The sequence below is a fragment of the Nocardia sp. SYP-A9097 genome (genome assembly GCF_009649815.1).
Lineage (GTDB): Bacteria > Actinomycetota > Actinomycetes > Mycobacteriales > Mycobacteriaceae > Nocardia.
Map to the genome: position 1 here is coordinate 24,047 of NZ_WJIC01000045.1, position 17,425 is coordinate 41,471.

General features: G+C 65.9%; 15 protein-coding genes. 7 read left to right on the top strand and 8 right to left on the bottom strand.

Going from position 1 to position 17,425, the window contains the following annotated elements; all coding sequences use genetic code 11:
- The first annotated feature begins 240 nt into the window (after nucleotides 1-240).
- On the top strand, nucleotides 241-2,295 hold the full coding sequence (locus GFY24_RS38570) for an AMP-binding protein (protein WP_309231862.1): 2,055 nt from the start codon (nucleotides 241-243) through the stop codon (nucleotides 2,293-2,295).
- Here GFY24_RS38570 and glgP read toward each other — a convergent pair.
- Complete coding sequence (glgP, locus tag GFY24_RS38575) at nucleotides 2,292-4,859, bottom strand: alpha-glucan family phosphorylase (protein ID WP_309231863.1); 2,568 nt, start codon at nucleotides 4,857-4,859, stop codon at nucleotides 2,292-2,294. The two genes, GFY24_RS38570 and glgP, sit on opposite strands and share 4 nt — an antisense overlap.
- Nucleotides 4,860-4,999: 140 nt before the next feature.
- Here glgP and GFY24_RS38580 point away from each other — a divergent pair, with 140 nt between their 5' ends.
- The 3 genes from GFY24_RS38580 (at nucleotide 5,000) to glgB (ending at nucleotide 9,935) form a co-directional block, all read left to right on the top strand.
- A complete protein-coding gene (locus tag GFY24_RS38580) occupies nucleotides 5,000-5,650 on the top strand; it encodes a PaaI family thioesterase (protein ID WP_153810065.1) in 651 nt (216 codons plus the stop codon).
- Between the two features lie 68 nt (nucleotides 5,651-5,718).
- Nucleotides 5,719-7,719, top strand: a complete 2,001-nt coding sequence (locus GFY24_RS38585; protein ID WP_309231864.1) for an alpha-1,4-glucan--maltose-1-phosphate maltosyltransferase — start codon at nucleotides 5,719-5,721, stop codon at nucleotides 7,717-7,719.
- Nucleotides 7,719-9,935 (top strand): 1,4-alpha-glucan branching protein GlgB, encoded by a 2,217-nt coding sequence (gene glgB / locus GFY24_RS38590; RefSeq protein WP_153810066.1) that lies wholly within the window; start codon nucleotides 7,719-7,721, stop codon nucleotides 9,933-9,935. Before GFY24_RS38585 ends, glgB begins: the two co-directional genes overlap by 1 nt.
- Here the strand turns inward: glgB and GFY24_RS38595 are convergent.
- The gene (locus GFY24_RS38595; protein ID WP_153810067.1) at nucleotides 9,879-10,502 is read right to left on the bottom strand and encodes a TIGR03086 family metal-binding protein; all 624 of its coding nucleotides are present in this window, start codon (nucleotides 10,500-10,502) and stop codon (nucleotides 9,879-9,881) included. The two genes, glgB and GFY24_RS38595, sit on opposite strands and share 57 nt — an antisense overlap.
- 206 nt (nucleotides 10,503-10,708) lie before the next feature.
- On the opposite strand from GFY24_RS38595, the gene GFY24_RS38600 reads away from it, so the two are divergent.
- Nucleotides 10,709-10,936, top strand: a complete 228-nt coding sequence (locus GFY24_RS38600) for a hypothetical protein (RefSeq protein WP_153810068.1) — start codon at nucleotides 10,709-10,711, stop codon at nucleotides 10,934-10,936.
- A 111-nt stretch (nucleotides 10,937-11,047) separates the two neighbouring features.
- Here the strand turns inward: GFY24_RS38600 and GFY24_RS38605 are convergent, their stop codons facing one another.
- From GFY24_RS38605 to GFY24_RS38615, 3 genes are all read right to left on the bottom strand, one after another.
- Nucleotides 11,048-11,896: a tetratricopeptide repeat protein gene (locus tag GFY24_RS38605; RefSeq protein WP_153810087.1), complete on the bottom strand. Its 849-nt coding sequence runs from the start codon at nucleotides 11,894-11,896 to the stop codon at nucleotides 11,048-11,050.
- Between the two features lie 58 nt (nucleotides 11,897-11,954).
- The gene (locus GFY24_RS38610) at nucleotides 11,955-12,326 is read right to left on the bottom strand and encodes a DUF3817 domain-containing protein (protein ID WP_153810069.1); all 372 of its coding nucleotides are present in this window, start codon (nucleotides 12,324-12,326) and stop codon (nucleotides 11,955-11,957) included.
- A gap of 133 nt (nucleotides 12,327-12,459) precedes the next feature.
- Complete coding sequence (locus GFY24_RS38615) at nucleotides 12,460-13,641, bottom strand: acetyl-CoA C-acetyltransferase (protein WP_309231865.1); 1,182 nt, start codon at nucleotides 13,639-13,641, stop codon at nucleotides 12,460-12,462.
- Between the two features lie 113 nt (nucleotides 13,642-13,754).
- Between GFY24_RS38615 and mce the strand changes: the two genes are divergently transcribed.
- Complete coding sequence (mce, locus tag GFY24_RS38620; RefSeq protein WP_309231866.1) at nucleotides 13,755-14,225, top strand: methylmalonyl-CoA epimerase; 471 nt, start codon at nucleotides 13,755-13,757, stop codon at nucleotides 14,223-14,225.
- A gap of 86 nt (nucleotides 14,226-14,311) precedes the next feature.
- A complete protein-coding gene (locus GFY24_RS38625; protein ID WP_153810071.1) occupies nucleotides 14,312-15,280 on the top strand; it encodes a hypothetical protein in 969 nt (322 codons plus the stop codon).
- A gap of 161 nt (nucleotides 15,281-15,441) precedes the next feature.
- Here the strand turns inward: GFY24_RS38625 and GFY24_RS42690 are convergent, their stop codons facing one another.
- The 3 genes from GFY24_RS42690 to GFY24_RS38640 are packed head-to-tail and all read right to left on the bottom strand — an operon-like array spanning nucleotide 15,442 to nucleotide 17,211.
- Entirely contained in the window at nucleotides 15,442-15,750 is a 309-nt protein-coding gene (locus GFY24_RS42690) for an ATP/GTP-binding protein (protein ID WP_228567082.1), read from the bottom strand.
- 9 nt (nucleotides 15,751-15,759) lie between these two features.
- A complete protein-coding gene (gene nucS, locus GFY24_RS38635) occupies nucleotides 15,760-16,440 on the bottom strand; it encodes an endonuclease NucS (protein WP_309231867.1) in 681 nt (226 codons plus the stop codon).
- Between the two features lie 33 nt (nucleotides 16,441-16,473).
- Nucleotides 16,474-17,211 (bottom strand): rhomboid family intramembrane serine protease, encoded by a 738-nt coding sequence (locus GFY24_RS38640; protein ID WP_153810073.1) that lies wholly within the window; start codon nucleotides 17,209-17,211, stop codon nucleotides 16,474-16,476.
- Nucleotides 17,212-17,425 lie beyond the last annotated feature (214 nt).

The window sequence follows — 17,425 nt, forward strand, 5'->3', positions numbered from 1 at the left end:
CAGAGTGGTGCCGTGGGCACCGTACTTGTCGCGTTCGCCGGAAGTTCATCCGACCCGGCGAATTGTGAGCTATCGCACCTGCCAACACCTTGTGTTCGCGGCAGCAGTTGCGCAATTACTGCGCAAATAAACTTATTACCCACCGGTAGTCGAAAAGGCTTGCGCCTTGCTGTCTGGGACGTTACAAATACGTAATCCGGGGGTGGAGGATTCGAACCGGCAGACGAGAATTGCATACGCGTGGTTACCGATGTCATCGATGCGATCGCCGAGTTCGCGATCAGTCGCGAATCACTCTGGGATGTGCTCGTCGAGCCACAGTCCTATCCGCGGCTCTTCCGTGGAATCGGCGCCTGCGAAGAACGTGACGCGGCCGAGGAATTCCCTACGCTGAATCTGCGTGTCGGCGGTGCCGGAATCGAAATCCGCACGCTGGAGCTCCAACTGCGGATCGGACGCGAATACGAGAGCCTGGAACTGCACTGCGCGGACACCGGCAGTTTCGCCGTCGTGCGGCTGCGCGAGATCGGCGACAAGACCCGTGTCTGCGTCACGTACTTCAAAGCGGCACTGGTACATCCGGTGGTCGCGCAACTGCCCAACTCGGCGGCCACGGCCTGGACGCTGGCCGGACTGAAGCGCGCGGCCGAAATGATCACCGGCGCAACGACCGCGACCATCATCAACGGCGAGGACTCGCCGATGAAACTGCGGGCGAGCGTGGCCAGGCAGATGGTCACCTCCGGGGTGGTACACACCTACCGGCCCGATGTGGGGCTGAAACAGATTGGCAGCCTTGCCAAATGGGGCTTCAGCCTGGCGGGCGGGTATGCCGCCGCCGCGGCCCACTCCCCCGGCCGGTTGGCGGTGGTGGACGACCGGTCCGCCAGCACCTTCGAGCAATTGCATTCGCGCAGTACCGCTTTGGCGGGAGCGATGGGCGCGCTCGGCTTCGGCACGGGTACCGCGGTCGGGCTGCTGTGCCGCAATCACGCCGGCATGGTCGAGGCCATGGTGGCCGCGGGCAAGACGGGCGCGGACGCGGTACTACTCAATACCGGGCTGCCCGCGCGGCAGATCGAGGAGCTCGTGCAGCGGCATGCGCTCACGGCGCTGTTCGTGGACAGCGAATTCGAGCATCTGGTGCGATATCTGCCCGCGGACCTGCCACGCTTCACCACCGATGAGCATCCGCCCGAGCCCGGGCGCACCACCATCGAGGACCTCATCGCCATGCGCGTGCCGACCGCGAAGAAAGCGGCGCGACCGGGGCGCTTGATCGTGCTCACCTCCGGAACCAGCGGAACGCCCAAGGGGGCACGGCGACCGCACCCCAAGGGCTTCGGGACGGTCGCGGCACTGCTGTCGCGAATCCCGTTCGGTGTCAACGAGACCATGATGATTCCGTCACCGCTGTTCCACACCTGGGGACTGGCGGCGCTACAGATCTCGACGGCCATTCGCGCCACGATTCTGCTCAATGACCGCTTCGATGCCGAGGACTGCCTGCGGCGCATTGCCGAACACAAGGTGACCGCGCTGATCGTGGTGCCGATCATGGTGAACCGGATCCTCGATCTGCCCGAGGAGGTGCGGGCACGCTACGACCTGTCCAGCCTGAAAATCGTTGCCAGCTGCGGGGCTCCGCTCGCGGGCGCGACCGTACTGCAGTTTCTCGACACCTTCGGCGACATCCTCTACAACGTGTACGGCTCCACCGAGGTGTCCTGGGCCAGCATTGCCGATCCCGCCGATCTGCGCATGTCCCCCACCACCGCCGGGCGGCCGCCTCTCGGTACGAAAATCGGTGTGCTGGGCCCGGATCAGCGGATTCTGCCGGTCGGTGCGACCGGGCGGATCTTCGTCGGCAATCACATGCTCTTCGACGGCTATACCGATGCCACGCCGCCCGAGGAGGCGCACGGCATGCTGGACACCGGCGATATCGGCTTCCTGGACGCGTCGGGGAAGCTGTTCGTGGCCGGACGCGATGACGAGATGATCATCTCCGGCGGTGAGAACGTCTTCCCGCGCTCGGTCGAGGAGGCGCTCTCCCACCTGCCGCAGGTGTGCGAGGTCGCCGTGGTGGGGGTGCCGGATCACGAATTCGGCCAGCGGCTGGCGGCTTTCGTGGTCAAGCGCCCCGGATCCGGGCTGGACTCGGAGATGGTGCGCAATTACATCCGGCATCGGGTGAGCCGGTTCTCGGTGCCCCGCGATGTGACATTCCTGGACGCGCTGCCCCGCAATGCCACCGGGAAGATCCTCAAACGGACACTGGGACAGGCGGGTTAGGGACTCGGGGTCGCGACCAAGCCGAACTCGGACTCGGAGGCGAGCAGCGGGTGACTCGGGAGGACGCGGATGGTGTAGCCGACCGCACCCGAGAGGGGGACGGGCGTTTCGACGGTGAAAACCTCTGTGCCCGAGTTGGTTCCGGTGTGGGCCATGAGGGTGGTGTGGACATCCGAGAGATCGTCGGCGGTTGATACGCGGCCGAGTACGGCTTGCACACTCACATCGGCCGGGCTCAGACCACCGAGGTCGATGCGGGCGCGCAGAGCCAGATTCGCGCCGATGACCGGGGTATCGGGTAGGCCCGAACTGTCGACCTGCACGACTCGCACTGTCGGCCAGGCGGATTCGATACGGCGGCGGTACTCCGAGAGGTCGCGTGCGCCCTTGAAGTCGTGCTGCGATACCGCCGTGAAGGCTGCGGCGGCGGGCGCGTAGTAGTCCACCGCGTAATCGCGAACCATGCGGGAGGCCAATACTTTCGGCCCCAGCGTCCGCAGGGTGTGGCGAACCATCTCCATCCAGCGCACCGGCAGATCATCGTGATCGCGGTCGTAGAAGCGCGGCAGCACAGCACGTTCCAGCAATTCGTAGAGCGCGGAGGCTTCCAGATCGTCGCGCCGGTGATCATCGCGCACGCCGTCGGCGGTCGGGATGGCCCAGCCGTTCTCACCGTCGTACATTTCATCCCACCAGCCGTCCCGGATGGAGAGATTCAAACCGCCGTTGAGCGCGGACTTCATACCGGAGGTGCCGCAGGCTTCGAGGGGGCGCAGCGGATTGTTCAGCCACACATCGCAACCCCAGTACAGGTAGCGGGCCATGGACATGTCGTAGTTGGGCAGGAAGACGATGCGATGCCGGACCTCCGGATCGTCGGCGAAGCGCACCACCTGCTGGATGAGCGCCTTGCCGCCGTCATCGGCCGGATGCGATTTGCCCGCCACGACCAGCTGCACCGGGCGCTCGGGATCAAGTAGCAAGGCGCGCAGGCGTTCCGGATCGCGGAGCATGAGGGTGAGGCGCTTGTAGGTCGGTACGCGGCGGGCGAAGCCGACGGTCAGTACCCGCGGATCGAAGACCTCGTCGATCCAGCCGAGTTCGGCCGGGGCCGCCCCGCGCTCCAGCCAGGAGGCGTGCACGCGGCGGCGCACCTCGTCGACGAGGATGCCGCGCAGGGCATTTCGGGTCGACCACAGTTCGCGCAGATCCACATCGCAGAGCCGCTCCCAGCCGCGCGCCTCCTCGACCAGCTCATCGCCGATGAGTTCACGGGCCTTGTCGATCCATTCGCGCGCCGCCCAGGTCGGTGCGTGCACACCATTGGTGACCGAACCGATCGGCACCTCGGAGGCATCGAACCCCGGCCAGAGCGGGGCGAACATATCCCGGCTGACCTCGCCGTGCAGTTTCGATACGCCATTGGCGCGCTGTGCGAGTCGCAGCCCCAGGTGCGCCATATTGAATACCGACGGATCGGCCTCGCGCCCCATGGCCAGAATGCGATCCACCGAAACACCCGGCAGCACAAGCGATTCCCGTTCACCGTGCGCGCCGCCGAAGTAGCGGCGCACCAGCGCGCCCGCGAAACGATCGATACCGGCGGGGACGGGGGTGTGCGTGGTGAAGACGGTGCCGGCGCGCACCGCGGTCAGCGCGGCATCGAAATCCATTCCGGCGACCATGAATTCGCGAATGCGCTCGATACCCAGGAAGCCCGCGTGGCCCTCGTTCATATGGAACACATCGGGATCGGGCAGGCCGTACGCCCCGGTGTAGGCGCGCACCGCTCGCACCCCGCCGATACCGGCAAGAATCTCCTGTTTGATGCGGTGATCCTGATCGCCGCCGTACAGCCGGTCGGTGACCGCGCGCAGCTCGGGATCGTTCTCGGCGATATCGGAGTCCAAGAGCAGCAGGGGAATTCGGCCCACCTGCGCGATCCACACCCGCGCCCGCAGCACCCGCCCCTCGGGCATGGCCACGTGGATCAGCACCGGTGCGCCACCATCGGTGAGCAGTCGCAGCGGCAGACCCTGCGGGTCCAGCGCCGGATAGTGCTCGGACTGCCAGCCGTCCGCCGTCAGCGACTGCCGGAAGTATCCGGACCGGTACAGCAGTCCGACACCGATGAGCGGCAACCCCAGATCCGAGGCCGCCTTCAAATGATCGCCCGCCAGAATCCCCAGCCCGCCCGAGTAATTCGGCAGCACCTCGGTGACACCGAACTCCATCGAGAAGTACGCGATCCCCTTGGGCCCCTGCTCCTGCCGTTGGAACCAGCGCGGCCGGGCCAGATAGTCGGCCAGATCCGCGGCGGCCGCATCCACCCGCCGGGTATACGCCGCATCCGCGGCGACCTCGTCGAGCCGTGTGGCGGGCACCTCCCCGAGCATGCGCACCGGATCCCGCCCGACCTCCACCCACAGGGCGGGATCGAGCTCGGCGAACACATCCTGCGTCGGCCCGTCCCAGGACCAGCGCAGATTGGTCGCCAGCTCGGTCAGCGCGGAGAGCCGCTCGGGCAGATGAGCGCGGACGGTGAAACGACGCAATGCCTTCACCCGTAAAACCCTACTGGGTCCGTTTTCGCCGCGCCGCGCCTCCGGCGGTGGGGCACTTATTCGCGCGCCGCGATAAGTCGGATATGCATCACGCACAACCCAAGGGGGAGCATCCGGGTGGCAACCGATAACGTGTTCGCATGAGCGAGCAGCAGGTCGAGGCACTTCCGTCCCCGGAGCATCACGAGGGCGGGTTCCGACCGATCGCCGAACTCGGCCGGGACAACACCAAGGGTGGACCGCACTACGGGGAGTTCATCGAGCAGGTGCGCAGCCTGATGGACCGGGTGCGACTCGCCGATCCGACCGATGAGGTCGCGCTCGAAACCATCGACGAGCTGAAGAAGCTCAATGACCGGCTGGACGAGGTGGTCGTCGACGAGTGGTCCGCGCCCAGCTGGCACCGCAACGACCTGCCCGCCCGCGGCAATATCACCCTGCCGCCCTTCGAGGTGGATCAGGCGGACGCGGAGGGCGTGCACGCGCGAATCACGTTCCGCACCTTCCATCTCGGCGGAAATGGCGCGGCACACGGCGGCCATATCGCGCTCGGCTTCGACGATCTGCTCGGTATGACCGCGGCCGTGAATACGCGCGCGGTCACCCGCACCGCGTTCCTGCACGTCGACTATCGGTCCATCACGCCACTGAACACCGAATTGCAGCTGCACGGCTGGGTCGAACGCGTCGAGGGCCGCAAGGTGTTCGTCCGCGCCACCCTGCACGACGGCGACCGCCTCTGCTGCGAGGCGCACGGGCTGTTCCTCATGCTCAAGCCGGGACAGCAGTAACCCGACCGGAACGAGCTCCGGCCACGGCGGGACATCGGCGAGCGGGCGCACCCGGTAAGTTCGGACGGGTGACCGGCCGCATCGCCATCGATGACACCGCCCCCGCGATACCCGGCGGCCGGCCTGCGAAGGCCGTCGTGGGAGAGGTCTTCCCGGTACGCGCCGTGGTGTGGCGGGAGGGACATGACACCGTCGCCGCCACGCTCGCGGTGAAGGCCCCTGGATCCGCGCGCACCCAGCGGATTCGCATGACGCCGGACCATCAGCCCGATGTCTTCAATGCCACCTTCACGCCCGGGAAGCCGGGGGTATGGACGTATCGGATCGAAGGGTGGAGTGATCCGCTCGCCAGTTGGCGGTCCGCCGTCGAGGCCAAGCTCTCGGTCGGCCAGAGCGCGACCGATCTGGCCAATGATCTGGAAATCGGTGCGCGACTGCTGGACCGGGCCGCACAGGCGGTGCCGAAGCAGCAGTGGGAGGTATTGCGCACGGCCGCAACGGCATTGCGCGGTGACGCCCAACTGCCCGCGCGAGTGGGTCCGGCCTTCAGCGCCGAGGTGAGCGAAATCCTTCGTGCCACACCGCTTCGCGAAATGGTGACGCAGGGGCCGCAGTTCTCCGTCCTGGTGGAGCGGCAGCGCGCGCTGTACGGCGCGTGGTACGAGTTCTTTCCGCGATCCACCGGCGGCCGGGATGCCGACGGGAAGCCGGTACACGGCACCTTCACCACCGCCGCGAAGGATCTGCCGCGCATTGCCGCCATGGGATTCGATGTCGTGTACCTGCCGCCGATCCATCCGATCGGCACGGTGAATCGCAAGGGGCGCAACAACTCCCTGACCGCCGAACCCGGCGATGTGGGATCACCGTGGGCCATCGGCTCGGCGGACGGCGGACATGACGCCATCCACCCGGCGCTGGGCACCGCCGCCGACTTCACCGAATTCGTCGAGACCGCACGGGGATTGGGCATGGAGGTGGCCCTGGATCTGGCATTGCAGTGCGCACCCGACCATCCGTGGGTGGCGGCGCATCCGGAGTGGTTCACCACCCTGCCGGACGGCACCATCGCTTTCGCGGAGAACCCGCCCAAGAAGTACCAGGACATCTACCCGGTCAATTTCGACAATGATCCGGACGGACTGTACGCCGAGGTGCTGCGCGTGGTGCGGCACTGGATCTCATTGGGCGTCACCATATTTCGCGTGGACAATCCGCACACCAAACCCGCCGACTTCTGGGAGTGGCTGATCACGCAGGTGCGGCGCGAGCATCCGGAGATCATCTTCCTGTCCGAGGCGTTCACCCGGCCCGCACGGCTCTACGGGCTGGCGCGGCGCGGGTTCACACAGTCGTACACGTACTTCACCTGGAGGGTGCATAAACACGAATTCGAGGAATTCGGCAGGGAATTGGCGGCCAAGGCCGATGAGGCGCGGCCGAATCTGTTCGTGAATACCCCGGATATCCTGCACGAGACGCTGCAGCACGGTGGACCGGGCATGTTCGCCATTCGCGCGGTACTCGCCGCCACCCTGGGGCCGACCTGGGGCGTGTACTCGGGCTTCGAGCTCTTCGAACATCAAGCGGTGCAAGCCGGTAGCGAGGAGTACCTCAACTCCGAGAAGTACGAGTTGCGGCCGCGACCCTACGCCGAGGCCGCCGCACGCGGAGAATCCCTGGAGCCGTGGATCACCCGGCTCAATGAGATCCGGCGCGCACACCCCGCACTGCAGCAGCTGCGCTGTATTCACTTCCATCACACCGACAGTGATGCGCTGCTTGCCTTTTCGAAGATCGACCCCACCACCGGGGATGCCGTACTGGTGGTGGTGAACCTCAATCCGTACGGCCCCGAGCAAGGGCACATCTCCCTCGATCTACCCGCCATCGGCCGCGAATGGCATGACCGGCCGGTGGTGTTCGACGAGATCAGCGGCGAGGAATACCACTGGGGGCAAAACAATTTCGTGCGCCTGGACCCCGCCCGCGCGGTCGCGCACATTCTCGTCCTGCCGCCCGTACCCGCCGCCGCGCGCACCGAACTCTCCTATCGGAGCACATTCTGATGCACCGGCGTGATCTGCTGCTGCTCGCGGCGGGCACGCATCCCGATCCGCACACCGTGCTCGGTACCCACCCGCATCCGGAAGGGACCGTACTGCGGGTGCTGCGCCCGCACGCGGAGACGGTATCGGCGCGCATCGGCGGGCAGGATCACGCCCTCGAACACGTCGAACACGGGATATTCGAAGGCGTGCTGCCGTTTCCGGACCTGTGGGACTACCGGATCGTCACCTCGTATCCCGGCGGGCGCACCGTGGTCGATGCCGACGGATATCGGTTCCTGCCCACGCTCGGCGAACTCGACCTACACCTGCTCGGCGAGGGCCGGCACGAACGACTCTGGGATGTGCTGGGCGCGCATCCACGGCGCTACACCACCCTCGACGGCGAAGTGACCGGGACAGCCTTCGCGGTCTGGGCACCGAATGCGCGCGGGGTCGCCGTCATAGGAGATTTCGACGGGTGGAGCGGCAATACCGCACCCATGCGACGGCTCGGCGGATCCGGGGTGTGGGAGGTGTTCCTGCCGGGCATCGAAGCGGGAGCCAAGTACAAGTACCGGGTACACGGGGCCGACGGGCGCACGGTGGATCACGCCGATCCATTCGCCTTCGCGACCGAAATCCCGCCCGCCACAGCGTCTGTCGTCGCCGAGAGCGCGCACCACTGGGAAGACACCGAGTGGCTGCGCGCCCGCGACGCACACGATCCCACCCGCTCCCCCATGAGCATCTACGAGGTGCACCTCGGCTCCTGGCGGCTCGGACTCGGCTATCGCGAACTCGCCGAACAACTCGCCGAATATGTTGCCGCGCAAGGCTTCACCCATATCGAACTGCTACCCATCGCCGAACATCCCTTCGGCGGATCCTGGGGTTATCAGGTCACCTCCTACTACGCCCCGACCGCCCGCTTCGGCAGCCCCGACGACTTCCGCTGGTTCGTGGATCACCTGCACGGCAAGGGAATCGGCGTCCTGCTGGACTGGGTACCCGCGCACTTCCCGCGCGACGAATGGGCCCTGGCACGCTTCGACGGCACCGCCCTCTACGAGCATCCCGACCCGCGCCGCGGCGAGCAACTCGACTGGGGCACCTACGTTTTCGACTTCGGCCGCCGCGAAGTGCGCAACTTCCTGGTCGCCAATGCCCACTACTGGATCGAGGAATTCCATATCGACGGCCTGCGCGTGGACGCCGTCGCCTCCATGCTCTACCTCGACTACTCCCGCCCCGACTGGGAACCCAATATCCATGGCGGCCGGGAGAATCTGGAAGCCGTGGCGTTCCTGCAGGAAATGAACGCCACCGTGCACAAACACCATCCGGGCGTGGTCACCATGGCCGAGGAATCCACCACCTGGCCCGGAGTCACCCGGCCCACCGAGGTCGGCGGGCTCGGCTTCACCATGAAATGGAATATGGGCTGGATGCACGACACCCTCGGGTATCTCGCCCACGATCCCGTGCACCGCAGCTGGCACCACAATGAGATCACCTTCTCGCTCACCTACGCGTGGAGCGAGAACTACGTCCTGCCCATCAGCCATGACGAGGTCGTGCACGGCAAGGGCACACTGTGGACCCGCATGCCCGGCGACGACTTCACCAAAGCCAGCGGGGTGCGCGCCCTACTCGCCTACATGTGGGCGCATCCGGGCAAACAACTGCTCTTCATGGGGCAGGAGTTCGGGCAGTTCCGGGAATGGGACCACGATCGCGGACTCGACTGGTACGAACTGGAAAACCCACTGCACCAAGGGATTCACCGCCTGGTACGGGACCTGAACCAGCAGTATCGGGCCACGCCCGCGCTCTGGAGCCAGGACACCTCACCCGGCGGCTACTCCTGGATCGACGCCGACGACCGCGGCAATAATGTGCTGTCCTTCCTGCGCTACGGCGTGGACGGCTCGATTCTGGCCTGCGTCTACAACTTCTCCGGATCCGAACACCGCGACTATCGCGTCGGACTACCCGCCGCCGGCGAATGGCGAGAGGTACTCAATACCGATGCGATCGCCTACGGCGGCAATGGCATCGGAAATCTGGGCGCGGTCACCGCCACCGCCGAAACCTGGCATGGGCGACCGGCCTCCGCACTCGTCACACTGCCGCCCAGCAGCGGACTGTGGCTGGTCCCGGCGGTACCGCCCACCCGATCAGTGCGGCCAATTCGACGAGCGGCCCAACAGCGCGAGCACCTGATCGAGCCCTGAACCGTCCGGGAGAATGACCTCGGGGGCGAAGGCCGCCCCAGCCTGGGTGCGAGTCTCACCACCCGGCACCGCCTGCGCGATCAGTAGCGCCGCCCCGATCACCTCGTCATCGAATTGCACCGGCAGGCCCAAAGTCCTTGCCACATCCCAGGAATGCACCACGTAGTCCACGAAATGGAAGCTGATCGCGAACGGCGCGGGGATGACAATGCCGTCGCGGATCTCCGGCAGCGGGAAGTCCCGCTCCAATACGCCGTCCAGGGCGAAGGCCGCCAGCACGTGCTCGGCCGCGGCGCGGTATTCGGCGATCGGATCGGGACTCAGCGGACTCTGCTTCCAGAGTGCGAGCGAGTCCACGCCACGGGAGGCCGCGGCGAAGCCGTAATGCTGAATGATCAAGTGCTCGAGCAGGTCTCGCAGACTCCACCCGGCGCAGGGGGTCGGGGCGTCCAGGTCGGCCGGAGTCAGTTGCGATACCAGGTCGATGCTGGTGCGCACCGCCCGCGCATCGAGGGAGATCAGCGTCGGTCCGTCGGTGAGCAGCTCGTCGTATGTTCGCGTATTCATACGCACGAGCTTACTAATTTTTGGCCGTCGCGCCACCCCGATCTCGACAATCCGAAAGATCAACCCCCGACATTCGGGGTCACTCGAGCTGTTACAGATTCGACTGCCCCGAACTTCTCGGGCTGCCGAATCATATTGCGGTGTAGTGAACTTGGCGTGACGGCGCCGCCACCCAACCGAATCTCATCGAAGAGGAATGAATCTGCATGAAGAAGCTCGGATCAGCCATGTTCATCGGTGCGGCCGTCGCCGGCATCGTCGCCACCGGAGCGGGCATGGCCGCCGCTGAGGTTCCCGTCACCACCGCGGCCCCCGTCGTCGCCGTCGGCGAGCCGGACCCGACCGGCACCGGCTCGGCCTCGCAGCTGCCGGCGCTGCTGCAGACCCTAACCGGCAGCTTCGGCAAGACCACGCCGGCTGACCCGGCCAAGTAGTCGCGCCGCTCCCCGGCGACCCTACGGCCGGGGATACCGCACTAGGGTGAAAACAACTGTGCCCCTGCCGATATGGCAGGGGCACAGTCCGTTGATCTACTGTGCGGCGAATCAGTACAGGGCGGCGGCCAGCTTGCGGCGCGCGGCGATAATGATCGGCTCGGCCGGATCGAACAGCTCGAACAACTCCAGCAGATGCGTGCGCACCCGGGTGCGATCATCACCGGCGGTGCGCTTGATCAACCCGATCAGGCGATCGAAGGCGGCCTGCGGCTCCTGATTGAACATCTCCAGATCGGCGGCGGCCAGGGCGACATCCAAATCCGACGGATCGGCCTCGGCCTTCGCGATCGCCGACGGATCGATCTTCTGCACGCGGGCGATGAACTGCACCTGACGCAGCGCCGCCTTCGCCTCCACATTCGCGGGCTCGGCATTCAGAATCGCCTTGTACGCGGCCTCCGCGGTGGCGAAATCGCCTCGCTCCAAAGCCTCTTCGGCCGCGACGAAACGCGGATCCTCCGGAGCCTCGGGCTCAACGTCACCCGCGCCGACACCGGGCAGCTTGCCGCGCACGGCATCCACCACCGCCGACAACCACTGCCGCACCTGCTCTTCGGGCTGATTACCGGTGAAATCCGCCAGCGGCTGACCGGCGGCCACCGCCACCACCGTCGGAATACCCTGCACACCGAAGGCCTGCGCGATACGCATATTCGCCTCGGCCTCGATGGTCGCCAGATCCCAGTCACCACCATTGTCGGCGGCCAACTGCTCCAGCAGCTTCACCAATTCGATACTGCCCGGGCTGCGCTGCGAATACAGCGCCACCACCACCGGGACCTCGGCGGAACGGCGCAGCACCTTGGTCTCGAAATCGGCCTCGGAGACGGCATGGCCGCCGGGCACATCCGTCACCGGCTGCTGCTTCAAGCTGGACAGGTCCACCGCGCCGGACATTGCGGCGGCAGCGGCGGCTGAGGGGCGTCGCGCGGGTCGAGTCACGATTTCCAGTCTGTCACGAACGAGCGGCGGCGGGGGCCGCGGCCTCACTCAATTCGCCGAGTTGACCGGTGCGGATGGCCCAGCGCTCGAAGAACACCGAAGCGAAAGGGATTACCGTGGACAACAATCCGAGCACCGTGGTCTTGGCGGGCCACTCGAACTCACGCGAAGCCAGCAGCACACTGAACGCGTACGCCAGGAAAATCAGGCCGTGCAGCATGCCGAACACCATCACCGGCCACTTGATCGGCTGATCGGCGATACCCAGCGCATCCGCGCGCTTGAGCAGCGAACCCAGCAGCAACAGCACCCAACTGGGGGCCTCCAGCACACCGAAGAACCGAACCCGCTTAGCGACCGTGCTCAGGTCGAAGAAGTCACCCATGCCCACCATTCTGCCGGATGGTCTACGACACAGTGTCGTGGAGCTGGTCACACGCGCCCTCAGGGCGCGAGGGGAGACAGGGAATGAAAAACGGGGCGTGGGGGAAGTCCGCACGCCCCGATCTTTCGAGTGATCAGGCGACGCGGATGATCAGGGCGTCGCCCTGGCCGCCACCACCGCAGAGCGCGGCCGCGCCGACACCGCCACCGCGGCGCTTCAGCTCGAGGGCCAGGTGCAGGACGATGCGGGCACCGGACATGCCGAGCGGGTGGCCGATGGCGATGGCGCCGCCGTTGACGTTCACCTTCTCCGGGTCGATGCCGAGCTTGCGGGTGGAGGCGATACCCACCGCGGCGAAGGCCTCGTTGATCTCCACCAGATCCAGATCGGCAGGCGAAATGCCTTCGCGGGCACAGGCTTTGGCGATCGCGTTGGCGGGCTGATCCTGCAGGGTGGAGTCCGGGCCGGCGACGACACCGGCGGCGCCGATCTCGGCGATCCAGGACAGGCCCAGCGACTGCGCCTTCTCCTTGCTCATGACCACCACGGCGGCCGCGCCGTCGGAGATGGGCGAGGCGGAACCGGCGGTGATGGTGCCGTCCTTGCGGAAGGCGGGGCGCAGCTTGCTCAGCGACTCCACGGTGGTGTCGGCGCGAATACCCTCATCGGTGGCGAACTGGATCAGGTCGCCCTTGCGCTGCGGAATGGCAACGGGCACAACCTCATCCTCGAAGAGGCCGTTCTTCCACGCGGCGGCCGCGCGCTGATGCGAGGCGGCCGCGAAAGCGTCCTGCTGCTCGCGGGTGATCGGCTCGACATCGTTCTGCTGCTCGGTGAGCAGGCCCATCGCCTGATCGGTGAAGACATCGTGCAGACCGTCGTAGGCCATGTGGTCACGCAGGGTGACATCGCCGTACTTGAAGCCCTCGCGGCTCTTCTCGAGCATGTGCGGGGCGCGGGTCATGGATTCCTGGCCGCCGGCCACCACGATCTCGTACTCACCGGCGCGAATCAGCTGATCCGCCAGGGCAATCGCGTTGATGCCGGACAAGCACACCTTGTTGATGGTGAGCGCCGGAACATCCATCGGGATGCCCGCGGCCGCCGCGGCCTGCCGGGCTGGGATCTGACCGGCACCCGCGGTGAGCACCTGGCCCATGATCACGTAATCGACCTGTTCCGGGGCGACTCCACCCTTTTCCAGAGCCGCCTTGATGGCGATGCCGCCGAGCTCGGAGCCGCTGAAGTCCTTCAGCGAACCGAGCAGCTTCCCCATCGGGGTGCGCGCGCCGGAAACGATGACGGTGGTGGTCACGATGTGCCTCGCTTACGTCGAATGTCATGGCCCCGCCAACCATCGGAGCGCTACCCGAGGGTAACCCGACCGACCCGGGCGGCCTTCCCCAGGTGCGCGCTACCGTTCGAGGGGTGAGCAACACCGAGAACACCGAATTCATCCCCGCCGAATACGTCACCGCCGTCGACCATGTCGGCATCGCGGTGCCCGATCTCGATACGGCCGTCGCCTGGTACCGGGACAATCTCGGCATGGTGGAGACGCATCGCGAGATCAATGCGGCGCAGGGCGTGCACGAGGCGATGCTGTCGTATGCGGCGGCGCCGGCCGGGTCCGTTGCTCTGCAGTTGCTGGCACCGCTCAACGAGGACTCCACGATTGCCAAGTTCATCGACCGAAACGGTCCTGGCCTGCAGCAGCTCGCGTTCCGAGTCACCGACCTCGAGGCTGTCTCCACGTATCTGCTTTCACGGGGCTTGCGTTTGCTGTACGAGGCTCCACGCGCAGGCACGGCCAATTCCCGCATCAACTTCATCCACCCGAAGGATGCTGGCGGTGTGCTGGTCGAACTCGTCGAACCGGCAGCGAAAACTACCCACTAGTACCGAGATCAGCGACCCTAAAGAGGCTGTAACAACATTCGCGGTCGGGTCACCATCAGTGGTCGACAGGCTGTAGTTTGTGTGCCATGTCGTCCACTGAGCCCGATCGTAATCGCTTCGTTGCACTACCCTTTACCGTCGTGCGGAAGGGGTATGACCGTGACGAGGTGCGTAACTACTTCGACCGTTTCGACGCCGAGCTAAGGGTCACCGCGACCGACCGCGATGCCGCCGCGGCCCAGGCGCGCAACCTGGCGGCCCAGCTGGAGGACGCCCGCGACGAGATCGACGAGCTCCGTAAGGAGGTCGACCGCCTCTCAGTGCCGCCGACCACCGCGGAAGGCATGTCGGACCGCATCTCCCGCATGTTGCGCCTGGCCTCCGACGAGGCTTCCGAGGTGCGCGCGCAGGCCCAGGCCGAGGCCGCCGAGATGATCTCCATCGCCGAGCAGCAGGCGACCGAGATGCGTGGCAAGTACGAATCGCTTCTCTCCGAGACCAAGGAGAAGCGCGAGGCGCTCGAAATCGAGTTCGAGCAGACCCTCGCCAACGCCCGCTCCGAAGCCAACAAGATCGTCGAGGCCGCCAACGCCGAAGCCGATCGCCTCACCAAGGAGTCCGAGGCCAAGCGCAAGGCCGCGCAGCAGGACTTCGAGGTCACCATGGCCGAGCGCCGCACCAAGCTCACCCGCGCCATGGAGGAGCTGGAGGCCACCTCGCGCGCCGAGGCCGCCCAGCGCATCAAGGACGCCACGGACGAGGCCAACCGCCTCATCTCCTCGGCGACCAACACCGCCGATCGAAAGATCGCGCACGCCAAGGAACTCGCCGAGGAAATGCGCGTCCTGCGCGGCCGCGTCCTCGCGCAGCTGCTCGGCATCCGCGGCCAGCTCGACTCGGTCCCGGCCATGCTCGCCGCGGTCAACCGCGAAAGCGAACTCCTGGACGGCGCCCCCGAACAGCGCTCGCTGAACAAGAGCAACCGCAAGGCCATCGACACCCGCGAAGACGACATCGTCGACGAAGAGCGCGAGAACGCCGACATCTCCGGCTAGCATCCCCCGCCCGGGCGACACCCGAACACCAGAAGGCCGCTCCCGATCCGGGAGCGGCCTTCCCTATTGCCCAGCCTCGTCATCCCGGCATGTTTTCGGCCGGGATCCACCCCTGTCAGTGGATCCCGGTCGAAAGCGCACCGAGATGACGGGGCGTATTCCTATGACCAACGGCGCGTTATCCCCCTGGTATGACGGCCCTTCCAGCAACCGGTATGCCAGTGCCGGCGATCGTCCTCGCCGCCATAGGCGGGCCAGGCGACGATATGTGCTACGCCGGGCGGGATTTCGTGATCGCAGCCGGGACAGCGGTAGTACTTGGTGGCTCGAGTGCCGGGAATGGCACGGACCGTGTAGGTTTCATCGCCGCCGGGACCGTCCTCGGTGCGGCCGAAGACGTCACCGAGCGGGCGCGAGTCCGGCTGGGACCGCGCCTGTGAGTCCCTGGGGCGAGGTTTCCGGCGGGGCATGCCTCAACCCTAGAACAGCCGGAATTCGTCGCTGTCGGTGCCGCGTAGGGCGTTGTAGTCCAGTGTCAGGCAGCGAATTCCACGGTCGTTCGCCAGAACCTTCGCCTGCGGCTTGATCTGCTGCGCCGCGAAGACACCCGCGACCGGAGCCAGCAGCGGGTCGCGATTGAGGAGTTCGAGGTAACGGGTCAACTGCTCCACACCGTCGATTTCGCCGCGCCGCTTGATCTCCACCGCCACCGTGGTGCCGTCGGCGTCACGGCACAGAATGTCCACCGGGCCGATCGCGGTCATATATTCGCGGCGAATGAGTGAGTAACCGGCACCGAGGGTTTCGATGTGCTCAGCCAGCAACTCCTGCAGATGCGCTTCGACGCCGTCCTTGATCAGGCCCGGGTCCACGCCCAGCTCATGCTTGGAATCGTGCTCGATCTCCTCGACGGTGATGCGCAATTCCTCACCGGCCTTATTGGTGACCACCCAAAGCTGTTGCGCCGTCTCGGATTCCGGCGCGCGCTCCTCCAGCCAGCACGGCGGGCTCATCCAATTCAACGGCTTGTAGGAACCGCCGTCCGAGTGCACCAGCACCGAACCATCCGCCTTCACCATGAGCAGGCGACGGGCCATCGGGAGGTGGGCAGTCAGACGACCGACGTAATCGACCTGGCAACGAGCAATCACAAGGCGCACCCAAGCACTCTAGGGGACGGCCGGTTTCGCGGATTAACCGACCAGCATGATGTAGCCGAGCGCCGAGGCAGCGGCCAGCAAACCGGCCTCCCAGGTATTCAACTTCGGCAATTCGGTACGGCCACGACGCAGCACCCGATAACCGGCCAGCAGACCGATCGAAAACGCGAGCAGGTGACCGACATTGGTGAAGGTTCGACCCATCGCCACACCGGCGACCGCCACGGCCAGCCAGGTGATCGCCCAGGTGGGCTTCCAACGGGACGGGACCAGCGCGATGAACGCACCGATCAAAGCCATTGCGCCATAACTGACCCCGACATCGGAGACCTTGGTCACCTCCACCGGCAACCAATTCGCGGAGACCGCCACCCACAGGCCGAGCGCCACCAGCACCGTCGCACCGATATGGCCGACCAGGAAAATACGAAGCAATCGCAAAGCACCGAACTTCAGCTCGGCGAGAGCGAGCAGACAGGCCAGCAACGGGATGATGACCGCCGCGCTCTGCAGATCATCGATGACAAGGGCACTGGAGAACAGGGTGCCGAGACGGCCACCGAGCAGATTGCTCAGATTCGTGCTGGCATGCAGCACCACCCTGGTCTGGGTGGCCTCGCTGAGAATCGACAGCAGCACCGTCACCGAAATCAGCAGGGCCGCATACCCGTAGGTGACCGGCAGGAACAGGCGACGCCAACCCGTACGAGTGGCCGCGGCCGGTTCAACGATCACCACAATGCTCTCCTGTCCATCGGTGCCTACTTCCATGATCCACGGCACCGCTCACTACAGACTACGAGTTCCTCGAGAACATGCTGTTAAACGCCGAAAATGTCAGGGTTCTCACGTGGTGGAAAACGAAAAAGACCCCCAGCCGGAGGCTGGGGGTCTTCTCGAATGATGTTCCGGCGGTGTCCTACTCTCCCACACCCTGTCGAGTGCAGTACCATCGGCGCAGGTGGCCTTAGCTTCCGGGTTCGGA

Excerpts from the sequence above, each read along its gene's own strand:
- GFY24_RS42690 (WP_228567082.1), bottom strand. The coding sequence starts at position 15,750 with ATGCCCCGCCGGAAACCTCGCCCCAGGGACTCACAGGCGCGGTCCCAG.
- GFY24_RS38600 (WP_153810068.1), top strand. The coding sequence starts at position 10,709 with ATGAAGAAGCTCGGATCAGCCATGTTCATCGGTGCGGCCGTCGCCGGC.
- GFY24_RS38625 (WP_153810071.1), top strand. The coding sequence starts at position 14,312 with ATGTCGTCCACTGAGCCCGATCGTAATCGCTTCGTTGCACTACCCTTT.
- GFY24_RS38640 (WP_153810073.1), bottom strand. The coding sequence starts at position 17,211 with ATGGAAGTAGGCACCGATGGACAGGAGAGCATTGTGGTGATCGTTGAA.
- GFY24_RS38595 (WP_153810067.1), bottom strand. The coding sequence starts at position 10,502 with ATGAATACGCGAACATACGACGAGCTGCTCACCGACGGACCGACGCTG.
- GFY24_RS38610 (WP_153810069.1), bottom strand. The coding sequence starts at position 12,326 with ATGGGTGACTTCTTCGACCTGAGCACGGTCGCTAAGCGGGTTCGGTTC.
- glgB (WP_153810066.1), top strand. The coding sequence starts at position 7,719 with ATGCACCGGCGTGATCTGCTGCTGCTCGCGGCGGGCACGCATCCCGAT.
- GFY24_RS38580 (WP_153810065.1), top strand. The coding sequence starts at position 5,000 with ATGAGCGAGCAGCAGGTCGAGGCACTTCCGTCCCCGGAGCATCACGAG.
- GFY24_RS38605 (WP_153810087.1), bottom strand. The coding sequence starts at position 11,896 with ATGTCCGGCGCGGTGGACCTGTCCAGCTTGAAGCAGCAGCCGGTGACG.